The sequence below is a fragment of the Spinactinospora alkalitolerans genome (genome assembly GCF_013408795.1).
Classification (GTDB): Bacteria; Actinomycetota; Actinomycetes; order Streptosporangiales; family Streptosporangiaceae; genus Spinactinospora; species Spinactinospora alkalitolerans.
The window spans coordinates 4,428,684-4,441,436 of the sequence record NZ_JACCCC010000001.1; the positions used below are offsets into that span (position 1 = coordinate 4,428,684).

The window sequence follows — 12,753 nt, forward strand, 5'->3', positions numbered from 1 at the left end:
AACGACCACCCCTGAGACCGGTACCTCCGGTCCGGAAGAACAGCGAAGGAGAACCACCTCGTGGTAGCAGGAAGCAGGGGCGCCAAGAAGGCGTCCCGCACCGGGTCCGCGGACCTGAAGGACACCCTGTGGAAGGCTGCGGACAAGCTGCGCGGCAGCATGGACGCTGCCGAGTACAAGCACTTCGTCCTCGGGCTGATCTTTCTCAAGTACGTCTCCGACGCCTTCGCCGAGCGGCGCACGGTGATGGAGGCCGAGCTGCGCGAGGAGGGCGGCTACAGCGAGACTGACATCCTGGAACTGCTGGAGGACCGGGACGAGTACACCGGCTACGGCGTCTTCTGGGTCCCGCAGGCGGCGCGCTGGGAGTCCATCGCCGAGCGGGCCAAGACCTCCTCGGGCGAGGACAGCGTCGGCAAGCTCCTCGACGACGCGATGAAGGCCGTGGGCAACGCCAACCCGGACCTGAAGGGCGCGCTGCCGCAGGGACTGTTCAACGCCCGGGGCGTCGACGAGCGGCGGCTCGGCGAGCTGGTCGACCTGATCAACCGGATCGGCTTCGGCGAACAGCTCGACGAGCAGGGGCGCCGGCGCAGCGCCCGAGACGTGCTTGGTGAGGTCTACGAGTACTGCCTGGCCAAGTTCGCGCTGGCCGAAGGACGCCGGGGCGGTGAGTACTACACCCCGGCGAGCGTGGTGAAGCTGCTCGTCGCGATGCTGGAACCGCAGAGGAACGAGCGGGTCTACGACCCGGCGTGCGGCTCGGGCGGCATGTTCGTGCAGGCCGAGAAGTTCATCGAGAGCCACGGCGGCAGTTCCAAGGACATCGCCGTCTACGGCCAGGAGCTGAATCAGAACACCTGGCGGCTGGCCAAGATGAACCTCGCCATCCATGGCATCGGTGCCAACCTCGGCAACAAGTGGGGCGACACCTTCCACGATGACGAGCATCCTGATATGCGCTTCAACGTGGTCATGGCCAATCCGCCGTTCAACATCTCCGACTGGGGCGGCGACAGGCTGGTGATGGACCCGCGCTGGCAGTACGGCGCACCGCCGGTCGGCAACGCCAATTACGCCTGGCTGCAGCACATGGCCTACAAGACGGCACCGAAGACGGGCCGGGCGGGCGTCGTGCTGGCCAACGGTTCGATGAGCAGCAAGCAGTCCGGCGAGGGCGACATCCGCCGCGCCATGGTTGAGGACGACCTGGTGGCGTGCATGGTGGCGCTGCCGGGGCAGCTCTTCCGTTCCACGCAGATCCCGGCGTGCCTGTGGTTCCTGGCCCGCGATAAGAGCGCCGGGAGCGGACGGGGTTCGGTCGACCGGCGCGGCCAGGTGCTGTTCATCGACGCCCGCCACCTCGGGCAGATGATCAGTCGCACCGAGAAGGAGCTGACGGACGAGGAGATCGGCCGCATCGCGGGCACCTTCCACGCCTGGCTCGGAACCGAGTCCGCGAAGGAAGCGGAGCTGAAGTACGAGGACGTGGGCGGCTTCTGCAAGTCGGCAGAACTGGCCGAGATCCGCGAACACGACTTCATCCTGACGCCGGGTCGGTACGTGGGCGCGGCCGAGGTCGAGGAAGACCCGGACGCCGAACCGGTGGAAGAGAAGATCGCCCGTCTGACGAAGGAGCTGTTCGGGCACTTCGAGAAGTCGACTCGGCTGGAGGCCGTAGTCAGGGAACAGTTGGGGAGGATCGGATGACCTCAGCATCCTGGAGCGATCTTCCTCTGAAGAAAGTTATCAAGCTCAAACGTGGTTTTGATCTGGCTACCAACAAGAGGGCTCCTGGGATCTTCCCTGTCGTAGGCGCAGCTGGCATAAGTGGTTGGCATAGCGAAGGCCCAATCAAAGGGCCAGGCGTGGTCTTAGGGCGCGCTGGCGCTTCGATGGGTGTTGCCACTTACGTTACACAAGATTTCTGGCCACTAAATACTTCTCTATTTGTTGAAGACTTCCTAGGAAACAACCCACGCTTCATCTACAGCATGCTCCGCTGTATAGATTTTTCCGGCTACAACTCTGGAGCCGCCCAGCCTATGTTGAACCGGAATTATATTAGATCGGTCACTGTCACAGTCCCACCGATTAGCGAGCAAGATAAGATTGCGTCGCTACTCGGCGCACTGGACGACAAGATCGCGGTCAACGAGCGGATCGCTGACAGCTCACGTCAGCTTGCCTTGTCTCTCTTCGAGAAGGACACACTAAGGTCTGGCAGGACTACCACTGTCTCTGCCATCAGTTCGCTACTGACCCGGGGCGGAACTCCGAAGTACACGGACGACGATCAGCAGTTGACAGTCGTCAACCAGAAGTGCGTGAGAGGCGGACGGGTCGACCTTTCACCATCGCGTAAGACACTTCGCGAAAAGGTGCGCCCGGAAAGGGTTCTCCAGTCCGGCGATGTATTGGTGAACTCAACCGGCGTTGGAACTCTCGGGCGAGTTTCCTTGTGGACACACGACGTAGAGGCAACTTGCGATACGCATGTGACCATCGTTCGCATAAATGAAGCCGTTATTCCACAGATCATCGGCGCACTCGCGCTTCTGCGCTCTCAAAGTGAGATTGAACGCCTCGGCGAAGGAAGCACCGGTCAGACCGAACTTAGTCGGGCCAAGCTGGGGTCTTTCTCCCTCCAGGTTCCCGAAGAGATGTCCTGGCCTCGCCTGGCGGACGACATTCAGGCTCTGGAACGCTCCGGAGACCATGCGCTTCGCGAAAACCACACCCTCGCCGCCCTCCGTGACACTCTCCTCCCCAAGCTGATCTCCGGGGAGCTCCGGATCAAGGACGCCGAGCGCGAGGGCTCCGACGCGGTCTGACTCCTGCCCCTGCCTCTCTACTCCGCTCCACCCGTCGGAGCGCACGTCCCCAGCGCCCCGGCACACACCCCACCCCCACCATCCCTCCTCATCCCCCAATCCCCATCCCCACCCGCTGGCGCGACCGTCGAAGGAGACCGATGATGAGCCAGTACCCCGATGACGCTCTCTCCGCCCTCCCCGACTACCCCCGCGATCCCGATGAGGCCCAGTGGGAGGCCTGGGCCCTGGAGTGGCTGGCCGAGCCGTGCGGGTGGGAGCACGTTCCCGGCCACGAGCTCGCCCCGCGTCGCGATGGGTCCGGGGAGCGGCGGGCCTGGGACGACCTCCTCCTCCCCAAGCGCCTGGCCGCCGCCGTCACCCGGATCAACCCGCAGCTGCCCGCCGACGCCGTGGCCGAGGTCGTCGAGGAGTTCGCCAAGCGTGAGAGCGCCGACCCGTTCCACGAGTTCCACCGCCTGCACACCCTCATCACCAAAGGCGTGAAGGTGGAGGTCACCGACCCCGACAGCGGGCAGACCGTCACCGAGACCGCCTGGGCGCTGGACTTCACCGCCCCGCACGCCAACGAGTTCCTCGCCGCGAGCCAGGTCACCGTCAAGGACCCCGCCGGCGGCTCCTCGCGGACCCGCACCCGGCGGCTGGACGTGGTCGGCTACGTCAACGGGCTCCCGCTGGCCGTGTTCGAGCTGAAGGCCGCCGGCGCCACCGACGGCAGCCGCGAGGCGCACGCCCAGCTGCACACCTACCGGGACGAGTACGGCGCGACCGCGCTCGCCCCCGTCGCCTTCGCCGTGGCCTCCGACGGCATCACCGCCCGCGTCGGAACCCTGCACACCCCCTGGGAGCACATGGCCCCGTGGGACGTCGACGAGGAGGGCGACCCGATCGCGCTGGCGACCGACCGCGACGACGAGTCCCGGCCCACCGCGCTGGAGACCCTCGTCGCCGGGGTGTTCGCCCCGGTCCGGTTCCTGGACCTGCTGGAGAACTTCCTCGCGTTCTCCCGGGACAACGGCAACGCGGTCGACACCGTCCGGCTGGCAAAGGCCCACCAGTACAAAGCGGTCAACGAGGCGATCAGCGCCACCGTGACCGCCGTGGCCGGTGACGGCCGGATCGGCGTCGTCTGGCACACCCAGGGCTCCGGCAAGAGCAAGGAGATGGAGTTCTACGCCGCGAAGGCGCTAAAGCACCCCGCGCTGCGCAACCCCACCATCGTCGTCCTCACCGACCGCCTGGACCTGGACAACCAGCTTTACACCGGCTTCGCGGCCTCCGACCTGCTGCCCGAGGAGCCGCAGCAGGCGGAGCGGACCGAGCAGCTGAGCCACCTGCTGGAGCGACCCTCCGGCGGGATCGTGTTCTCCACGCTGCAGAAGTTCCGGGTCTCCAAGGAGGAGAAGGAGGCCGGGCTCGACCATCGGGTGCTGACCACCCGGCGCAACGTCGTCGTCATCGTGGACGAGGCGCACCGCAGCCACTACGGCCTGCTCGAAGGCTTCGCCAAGAACCTGCGCGACGCGCTGCCCAACGCCGCCTACATCGCCTTCACCGGCACCCCGATCTCCGAGGACGACCGCAACACCCGTTCGGTCTTCGGCGACTACATCGACGTCTACGACCTGTCCCGGGCCGTGCGCGACGGCGCGACCGTGCGGGTCTACTACGAGAACCGGCACATCCCCGTCTCCCTGCCCAAGGACATCGACCCCGAGCTGCTGGACGGCCGCGCCGAGGAGCTCACCGCCGACCTGGACGAGGAGGAACGCAAGCGCGCCGGCCGCGCCCTGGCCGCCTACGAGGACGTGGTGGGGGCACCGGACCGGATCGAACGGCTCGCCGCCGACATCGTGGCCCACTGGGAACGGCGCCGCGAGGAGATGCGCAAGCTGCTGACCACCACCGGCGATCATCCCCGCCCCGTCCCCGGCAAGGCGATGATCGTGGGCCTGAGCAGACGGATCTGCGCCGAGCTGTACGCGGCGATCACCAGGCTGCGGCCGTCCTGGCACTCCGACGACGACGCGACGGGCACCATCAAGTGCGTCTACACCGGTGACGCCGCCGACCGGCAGCCGGTCCGGGAGCACGTCCGCACTCCGGGGCAGATCAAGGCGATCCAGCGGCGGGCGACCGACCCGGAGGACGAGCTGGAGCTGGTGATCGTCCAGTCGCTGTGGCTGACCGGGTTCGACTCCCCTCCCCTGCACACCCTCTACCTGGACAAGCCGATGCGCGACGCGGCGCTGATGCAGGCGATCGCCCGGGTGAACCGCCGCTTCGGGGAGAAGCCGGCCGGACTGGTGGTGGACTTCCTCGGCATCGCCGACCGGCTGACCGAGGCGCTGGCCAAGTACACCCTCACCGACCAGCGGGAGAAGCCGATCGGCGAGGCGGTAGAGGAGGCCGTCACGCTGGTCAAGCAACAGCACCACATCCTCGACGGGATGCTGCACGGCCTGAACTGGCGGGTCAAGCGCGACTCCGGCAGGCCCAAGGCGTTCTTGAACGCGGTTCTCGACGCCGTGGACTTCCTCAAGCGGCCCGAGCCGGATCTGGAGGAGGGCAAACCGACGCTGGTCCAGCGGTTCACCGACCACGCGCGCAAGCTGTCCCGGGCGTTCTCCCTGTGCCCGACCGAGGCGGATCTGCGACCGCTCCTGCCCGACCTGGAGTTCTTCGAGTCGGTGCGGCGCTACCTCGGCAAGCTCAGCGCCGAGGAGAAGGCGGCCCGCGGGATGGCCTCGGCCGCCGACGTGGAGCTGGCGATCCGCCAGCTCACCGCCGGTGCCGTCGCCGCCGACGAGGTCGTGGACATCTACGAGGCGGCGGGGTTGGAGAAGCCGGACCTGTCCCACCTGGACGAGGACTTCATCCGCAGGCTGAAGGAGAGCAGCCGCCCCAACCTGGCGATCGAGGCGCTGCGCCGGGCGATCGAGCGCGAGGTCAAGGCGGTGTACCCGCACAACGTCGTCAAGCAGGAGGGGTTCATCGAGAAGCTGATGAAGACGATGAACCGCTACACCAACGGAGCGCTCACCGCCGCCGCGGTCATCGCCGAACTGGTGGAGTTCGCCAAGGAGGTCTCCGCCGACCGGGGGCGCGCCGCCGAACTCGGCCTGGACGAGGACGAGCTCGCCTTCTACGACGCGGTCGCGCAGAACGAGTCCGCAGTGCGGGAACTCGGCGACGGCAAACTTGCCGTGATCGCCCGCGACCTGGTGAAGCGGGTCAAGGAGGACGCGTCCGTGGACTGGTCGCAGCGTATACAGGTCAAGGCGCTGCTGCGCAGCAAGGTCAAGCGGCTGCTGAAGAAGCACGGCTACCCGCCGGACGCCCAGGAGTCGGCCGTCGACCAGGTGCTGTTCCAGGCCGAGTCCTACGCCGAGTACTGGAGCTCCCGCTGACGGCAGGGCCCGCCCGAAAACGGGCGGGCCCCTTTTTCATCGGTCGCCCGATACGGACACGCCCACGCCTACCGTTCTCCGCAGAGCTCCTCAGCCCATTCCGGGGCGACCTTCTGGAGTTCGCCGACCCGCAGACGTCCACTCCCGTCTTCTTCCCACTGAGTTCTGCAAAAATTGTGTGGCGCGCCCGGCGGTCTGGCGGCCGCGGTCTGCTGCTGCGGCCCTGCCTCAATGCCGGGCGGCAGGCGGTCTTGTCGGAACGATCGTGCTGTTTTTGCCACCGGAGCCGGGTGAACATGGCAAAAGCAGCATGATCGTCGCGCGAGGAGACACGGCGCGCGCCCTTCACGCCATCCCGGGCCCACCACCGCCCTTGGCGCCGCTTTTCCAGTGAAGACCACCGCCACCCGGCCGACCACAGGGCCGCACAGCAGATCGTGGCCGCCCGAACAACCCGAGCTGCCTGATCACCCGCCCCCACGCAACATTGAAGAGCCAATGCCGTGGAGTTCAGAGTTGGGTGGTGTTTGTCTAGGGACGTGGAGGTCCAGGGCTCCCTCAGCCGGAGCCTGCGGGGTCGGGCTGTCGTCAGCGCGCAGCGTCTGGCGACACGAAAGGTCGCGGTACCGGCGCTTGTGCAGTCCTGTGGCCGGGCTCTGGCGCGCAAAAGGCTGAGCGCGACCTTCCGCGCGGCCAGCGCTGGCGCGCTGACCGCAGCATTCTCAGCTGTGCTCGGCCACAGGGAGCCCTCTCGGCCACCGGCTTGCCCTCGACCCGCGGACCTTGACTTCACGGCATTGATTGAAAAGCTCCGCAGGGCCCTTTTCACACATCCGAGAAAACGGACGTGAGTACAATATCTACTGATAAGGGGCCTTACCAAGAATAGATGATGCATATAAGGTCGAGAGCTGCTTTTCTGGTCACACCGCAGAGGCAGCGGCGATCCCCACGAGTCAGCGCCGCACTCCCCTCAGAGGTCCATGCAGCACTTCCCTTTCATCTGCTTGGAGACCGAAGTGACCCAATCCGCCACCCCCTCCGAAAAGCCGCGCGCAGGCGCGCTGCGCGACCTCCTCGAAGCCAGGCTCGCCGACTCCGGCCTGGCCCCCGGCGCCCGGAAGCTCCTTCTCGACGCGTTCGAGGAAGAGGCCGGGCCCTCCATCGCACCGAAGACGGCGTATCTGAAATCGGTGGCGGTGCGGGGCTTCCGCGGCATCGGAGAGCACTGCCGCCTCGACATCGCTCCCAAGCCCGGTCTCACACTGGTCACCGGGCCCAACGGTTCCGGGAAGTCGAGCTTCGCCGAAGGCATCGAGATCGCTCTCACCGGCGACAACGCGCGGTGGAAGTCCCGGTCCGACATCTGGCGGCGCAGCTGGCGCAATCTCCACCACAACGGGGACCCTCAGGTGGAGGTCGAGCTGTTCCTCCCCGGCGACGCCGAAGCCGCCACCGTCCACCGTGCCTGGCAGGGCGAAGACGTCGCCGACTCCCGGGCCGAGCTCCGGTCCTCCTCGGGTACGACCACTCTGTCCTCACTCGGCTGGGAGCAGGGCCTCAGCCTGTACCGGCCGTTCCTTTCCTACTCCGAACTCGGCCAGATCATCAGCGGCCGCCCCAGCGACATGTACGACGCGGTCGCCACCATTCTCGGTCTTGAGGCACTCTCCACCGCGGACAAGCGGCTGCGCGAGCGCGCCAAGCGGCTTGACACCGCGGTCAAGCAGGTCAACGCCGAGAAACCCGGGCTGATCGAGGAACTGAGCGCGCTGGACGACCCCCGCGCCCGCGAGGCCGTCGACGCACTCACCGGGCACAAGCCGGATCCGGGCACTTCTCACCGGACGGCACGCCCCCGACGACGGGCGGCTGGCGATGCTGCGTCGGCTCAGCGAGCTGAGCGGCCCCGCCCCGGAGGCCGTGGCGGCCGCGGTGGAACGCCTGCGGGCCGCCGTCCGCGCGGTGGCCGGCGTCCGCGACTCCTCTGGTGAGACCGCCCGGCAGCGCGCCGACCTGCTGGAGCGCGCACTGTCCTACCACCGCCGCCACCCCGATGAGCTCGCGTGCCCGGTCTGCGGGAGCGCCGACCGGCTCGATGCGGTGTGGGCGGAACAGACCGTCGAGCAGGTCGCGCTTCTGCGGGAGGAGAGCCGCCAGGCCCATGAGGCACGGCGCGAACTGGACGCCGCCGCCCAAGCGGCACGGGGGCTGGTGGAGAACCCGCCCGCCTGGCTCCCGGCCGAGCTGTCGGCCGTGTGGCGGAAGTGGGCGGCCTGCCGATCCCTTGCAGACCCGTCCGATCTCGCCCTCGCGGTCGAGCTCAACGGGATCGAGCTCGCCGAGGCATGCCGGAAGGCCCGCGAGGACGCGGCCGCGGAGCTGGCCGCCCTGGACGGCGGCTGGTTCGACGCCGCGACCCGGCTCGCGGCCTGGCTCTCGCGCGCCGACGAGGCCGAGGCCGGCCGCGCCGAGCTGACCGACGCCAAAGCCGCCCGCAAATGGCTCAGGGCGGCCCACGACGACCTGCGCGACGACCGGATGCGGCCGCTCGCCGAGATGTCCCAGCTCTACTGGAGCCTGCTGCGCCGGCAGAGCAGCGTGGCGCTCGGCTCCGTCCAGCTGGCTGGAGCGACCAACCAGCGCAGGGTGGTCCTCGATGTCGCCGTCGACGACATCGAGGCGCCCGCGCTCGGCGTCATGAGCCAGGGCGAACTGCACTCGCTCGCGCTGTCCCTGTTCCTGCCCCGGGCCGCCTCACCGGAGAGCCCGTTCAAGTTCCTGGTCATCGACGACCCGGTGCAGTCCATGGATCCCGCGAAGGTCGACGGGCTGGCCAAGGTCCTGGACACGATCGCCGAGACGCGGCAGATCGTCGTGTTCACCCACGACACCCGCCTCGCCGACTCGATCCGGTACCAGCGGCTCCCCGCGACCATTCTGGAGGTGACCCGCAAGGAACGGTCCCGGGTACACGTCAGCACGGCCACCGACCCCGTTGAGCAGGCACTGCACGAATCCGGGGAGCTGGTCAGGGACAGGGGCGTGACGACCGAGGTGATCTCGCTGGTGCTGCCCGGGCTCTGCCGGAACGCGCTGGAGGCTGCGTTCCTGGAGCCCGTCTGGCGTCGGCTGCTCCGGGACGGCCATGAGCACGCCAAGATCAACGAGAAGCTCGGCAAGGCGCGCAAGCTCACCGCCCTGGCCGCTCTGGCCCTGTACGGAGACCCGTGCCGCGCTCCCGAGGTGCTCCCGTACCTGCGGCGAACCTACGGGGGGTGGGCCGCCGAACTGGTGGTGGACTGCAACAAGGGCGCGCATGAGTCCGTGGAGATCCCCGATCCCGAGGTCTTCCTCCGCAACACCCGGCGGCTGGCCAAGGAGGTGCGTGGGCTGTGACGGCATCGCCCTCTGAGCTTCTGGCCCGCGCGGACGGCCTGCTCGCCCCGTCCTCGGGCGCCGCGATCGGTGCCCGCCACCGGGCCGCCGCCTTCCTGCTCCGCCTGGCGCTGGAGGAGGCCCTGCGCCGGTACTGGAGCCGGACCCGCCCGGAGCTGAACGGATGCAGCCCGCACGTGCGCTCGCTGTGCCTGGAGTTCTACAGCGGCCCCGGCGCGTCCGGCCGCTGGTCGGCCTCCTGGGGCGTTCTGAGCCGGGCCTGTCACTACCACTCCTACGGCTTCGCCCCGAGCGCGGCCGAGCTGCGCTCCTGGCGCGAGGAGGTCGCCGAGGTTGTCCAGGCGCTGTCCGACTCCCCGTCGTGATGTGGAAAGATCCGCATTCCGGCGCGGTCGGTTCACATCCGCCGCTGCGGACCGGGCCACCCGCAGCGGTCGGTCCGGTCCGCTCGGCGGGCCGTCCGGCGTCCGTGCTGCGGGCGCCGGGCGGGCCTTCCGGAGCCGCTCTCCCCTCAGCAGAAAGGCTGGATCGGGGGCGGAGGGCGCGGGTTTACTTTCGGCATGGAGATCGTCGAGGTGCTGCCCCGCCTGCGTATGATCACGCCGGACTTCGGTCAGGTCTACGTATAGGACGACGGCGGCGCGCTGACCCTGGTCGACAGCGGTGTGCCCGGTTCGGCGCCGCTGATCGCCGAGGCGCTGCGGTCGGCGGGCATGGACCCCGACCGGGTCGTCCGGCTGGTCCTCACCCACTCGCACGCCGACCACGCCGGCGCCGCGGCCGACATCGCCGACCGGGGCGGCGTCGAGGTGGTCGCGCACCGCCTCGACGCACCCGTCATCCGCGGGGCGGTGCCCGAACCCCCCTCCGGTCCTGACCGACTGGGAGCGCCCCATCCACGAGGGCCTGCCGCCGATCCCGCCCGCACCGCCGTGTCGGGTGGACCGCGAGGTCGACGACGGCGACGTCCTCGAATTCGGCGGCGGCGCCCGCGTGCTGTCGATCCCCGGCCACACCGACAGTAGCGTCGCGCTGCACCTCGAAGGCCCCGATGTGCTGTTCACCGGCGACGCGGTGGCCGACGTCGAGCAGACCGTGCTCGGCGTCTTCAACACCGACCGCGACCGGGCGATCGAATCACTGCACCGGCTCGCCGGGCTGGAGACCTCGACCGCGTGCTTCGGGCACGGGCCGCCGATCATCGGCGACGCGGCCGCCGCACTGCACGCCGCGGCGGAGGACGCCGCCGACCTCCCCGGCTGATCCCGCATCGGCGGCGGTTCCCTGCTGCCTCAGATCGTTGATGGAGAAGGCGGGGATTGTCTCCAGGCCCTGTTGTGGTCCTGCGGGTCTGGTGAGGCTGTTGTCAGGCGCGAAGCGTCTGGCAACGTGAAAGGGCGCGAGAAGACCGCCGCTCAAGACCACGGCCGCCTGGGGCGGGCGACCGGCCCGAACCGTGCGGCGCGACCTTTCGCGCCGCCACCGCTGACGCGCTGACGACAGCCTTCCCACGTCATGCGGTGGCGAACGAAAGGATTGTGGCCACAGCTTCCAGTCCCCATCAACGATCTCAGCGGTACAGCATCGCCACCGCTTCGGCCGGGGTCTCGGCGACGGGGTGGCCGGTGGCCTCCAGGCGGGTGCGGCTCATCATGCCGGTGGCGACCAGGATCGCGTGCGCACCGGCGGCGGTCGCGGCGTGGGCGTCGTCGTCGATGTCGCCGATGAGCACGGTCGCGGCCGGGTCGGCGTCCTGGGCGCGCAGGTGCTCGACCAGGTGCTCGGCCTTGGAGTCGTGCTCGGCGTCGTAGCGGCGGCCGTCGACCCTGGTGAAGTGCTCGGTCAGCCCGCGGTCGGCGATCAGCGGCACGAGGTGGTCGTGGGAGGCCATGGACAGCAGCGACTGGGTGCCGCCGCCGGCGTTCCAGGCGCGCAGCACCTCCAGCACCCCGTCGGCGAGGTCGCAGGAGGGCAGCAGCCCCTTGTAGTGGTCGTGGTAGGTCGTGTCGATGCGCTGCCAGTCGCCGTCGGTGAGCGGGCGGCCGAGGAGCTCCTCGTAGCAGGGGATGAGCGGCCTGCGGAAGATCGAGCGCCAGTAGTCCAGGTCGACCGGGTCGCGGCCGAACTCGGCGCAGAGGCGGTTGACCGAGGCCAGGTTGGCGTCGGTGTCGTTGAGGAGGGTTCCGTTCCAGTCCCAGACGATGTGGGTGACGCCGTTCCTGAGATCGCTGTTCTGGGCCGTGCTCCCGGCCGTCGCGTTGTCTGCCACGCCCTGCACTCTATGGGCCCGCGTCCGGCCCGGATCCCGCGGCCCCGCCCCCACCCTGCGCGAAACGGCGACGTCAGGCCGCCGCGTCCCGCTCCACCGCGCGCCTGCGGCGGCGCCGGCGGCGGGCCCGCCACACCCACAGCGCGAACACCGCCGACAGCGGCAGCACCGCCAGGACGATCAGCGGGACCAGGATGGCCAGCAGTGCCAGCACGGTGCTGGCGGCGTCCTCGGCGGTGCTGACGACGGGGGCGCCGACGCCGCCGGTGGCGACGTTGAGCACCGGCCTGGCCAGCGCCTTGACCGCGTGCAGGGCCAGCGCGATGAGCACCCCGGCCGCGACCGGCCACCACGAGCCCCCGTCAGCCTCGGCGGCGGCGCCGAGGCCGTCGGTGACGGTGACCGCCGAGGCTCCGGCGCCGAAGGTGATGCCGCCCGAGGTCGGCCGGACGAAGGTCTGCAGGACGTCGTTGACGCTGTCCACGGCCGGAACCTTGTCGGCGACCAGCTCCACGGCCAGCAGCAGGCCGACGACCACCAGGACGACCGGGTTCTCCAGCCACTGCCAGGCGCCCGACAGCGGCAGCAGGTCGGTGTAGCGGGCGATGAGCCCCACCGCCAGGAGCGGCACATAGGCGTTGAGACCGGCGGCCGAGGCCAGCCCGGCTCCGGTCAGTACCTCCAGCATGCGATCTCTTCCCGCCCCCGCTGTCTCGTGGCGCGCCGCGGGACGGCGCCGTGGACGCCGCGGCGTGCGGCGTCACGGGAAGAGACGCGGCGGCGGCGCGCCCGGTTCCGTCCCGGTACCGCCTGTGGTCACCGGAGAGGAGTGGAGCCGGGA

At 69.2% G+C, this 12,753-nt stretch carries 10 protein-coding genes; 8 read left to right on the plus strand and 2 right to left on the minus strand.

Annotated elements, in window-relative coordinates:
* Positions 1-60: 60 nt before the first annotated feature.
* The 8 genes from HDA32_RS19660 (at position 61) to HDA32_RS32120 (ending at position 10,906) form a co-directional block, all read left to right on the plus strand.
* A complete protein-coding gene (locus HDA32_RS19660; protein WP_179644615.1) occupies positions 61-1,710 on the plus strand; it encodes a class I SAM-dependent DNA methyltransferase in 1,650 nt (549 codons plus the stop codon).
* Positions 1,707-2,834: a restriction endonuclease subunit S gene (locus tag HDA32_RS19665; RefSeq protein WP_179644616.1), complete on the plus strand. Its 1,128-nt coding sequence runs from the start codon at positions 1,707-1,709 to the stop codon at positions 2,832-2,834. The genes HDA32_RS19660 and HDA32_RS19665 overlap by 4 nt, the downstream gene beginning before the upstream one ends.
* Positions 2,835-2,977: 143 nt before the next feature.
* Entirely contained in the window at positions 2,978-6,244 is a 3,267-nt protein-coding gene (locus HDA32_RS19670; RefSeq protein WP_179644617.1) for a type I restriction endonuclease subunit R, read from the plus strand.
* Positions 6,245-7,263: 1,019 nt separating this feature from the next.
* On the plus strand, positions 7,264-8,238 hold the full coding sequence (locus HDA32_RS19675; RefSeq protein WP_179644618.1) for an AAA family ATPase: 975 nt from the start codon (positions 7,264-7,266) through the stop codon (positions 8,236-8,238).
* The gene (locus tag HDA32_RS19680; RefSeq protein ID WP_179644619.1) at positions 8,123-9,643 is read left to right on the plus strand and encodes an AAA family ATPase; all 1,521 of its coding nucleotides are present in this window, start codon (positions 8,123-8,125) and stop codon (positions 9,641-9,643) included. The genes HDA32_RS19675 and HDA32_RS19680 overlap by 116 nt, the downstream gene beginning before the upstream one ends.
* The gene (locus HDA32_RS19685) at positions 9,640-10,008 is read left to right on the plus strand and encodes a hypothetical protein (RefSeq protein ID WP_179644620.1); all 369 of its coding nucleotides are present in this window, start codon (positions 9,640-9,642) and stop codon (positions 10,006-10,008) included. Before HDA32_RS19680 ends, HDA32_RS19685 begins: the two co-directional genes overlap by 4 nt.
* A 300-nt stretch (positions 10,009-10,308) precedes the next feature.
* A complete protein-coding gene (locus HDA32_RS32115; protein ID WP_344732314.1) occupies positions 10,309-10,668 on the plus strand; it encodes an MBL fold metallo-hydrolase in 360 nt (119 codons plus the stop codon).
* Complete coding sequence (locus tag HDA32_RS32120; RefSeq protein WP_344732316.1) at positions 10,583-10,906, plus strand: MBL fold metallo-hydrolase; 324 nt, start codon at positions 10,583-10,585, stop codon at positions 10,904-10,906. Before HDA32_RS32115 ends, HDA32_RS32120 begins: the two co-directional genes overlap by 86 nt.
* Positions 10,907-11,213: 307 nt before the next feature.
* On the opposite strand, the gene HDA32_RS19695 is transcribed toward HDA32_RS32120, so the two are convergent.
* Positions 11,214-11,912, minus strand: coding sequence for an HAD family hydrolase (locus tag HDA32_RS19695; protein WP_179644621.1), 699 nt, complete (start codon positions 11,910-11,912; stop codon positions 11,214-11,216).
* A 73-nt stretch (positions 11,913-11,985) separates the two neighbouring features.
* Positions 11,986-12,600 carry a DUF4126 domain-containing protein gene (locus HDA32_RS19700; RefSeq protein ID WP_179644622.1) on the minus strand — a complete coding sequence of 205 codons (615 nt, stop codon included), beginning with the start codon at positions 12,598-12,600 and terminating at the stop codon, positions 11,986-11,988.
* Positions 12,601-12,753: the final 153 nt, after the last annotated feature.

Bases quoted from the DNA above. Each gene is read 5' to 3' on its own strand.
- HDA32_RS19700 (WP_179644622.1), bottom strand. From the start codon at position 12,600: ATGCTGGAGGTACTGACCGGAGCCGGGCTGGCCTCGGCCGCCGGTCTC.
- HDA32_RS19670 (WP_179644617.1), top strand. From the start codon at position 2,978: ATGAGCCAGTACCCCGATGACGCTCTCTCCGCCCTCCCCGACTACCCC.
- HDA32_RS19665 (WP_179644616.1), top strand. From the start codon at position 1,707: ATGACCTCAGCATCCTGGAGCGATCTTCCTCTGAAGAAAGTTATCAAG.
- HDA32_RS19680 (WP_179644619.1), top strand. From the start codon at position 8,123: ATGCTGCGTCGGCTCAGCGAGCTGAGCGGCCCCGCCCCGGAGGCCGTG.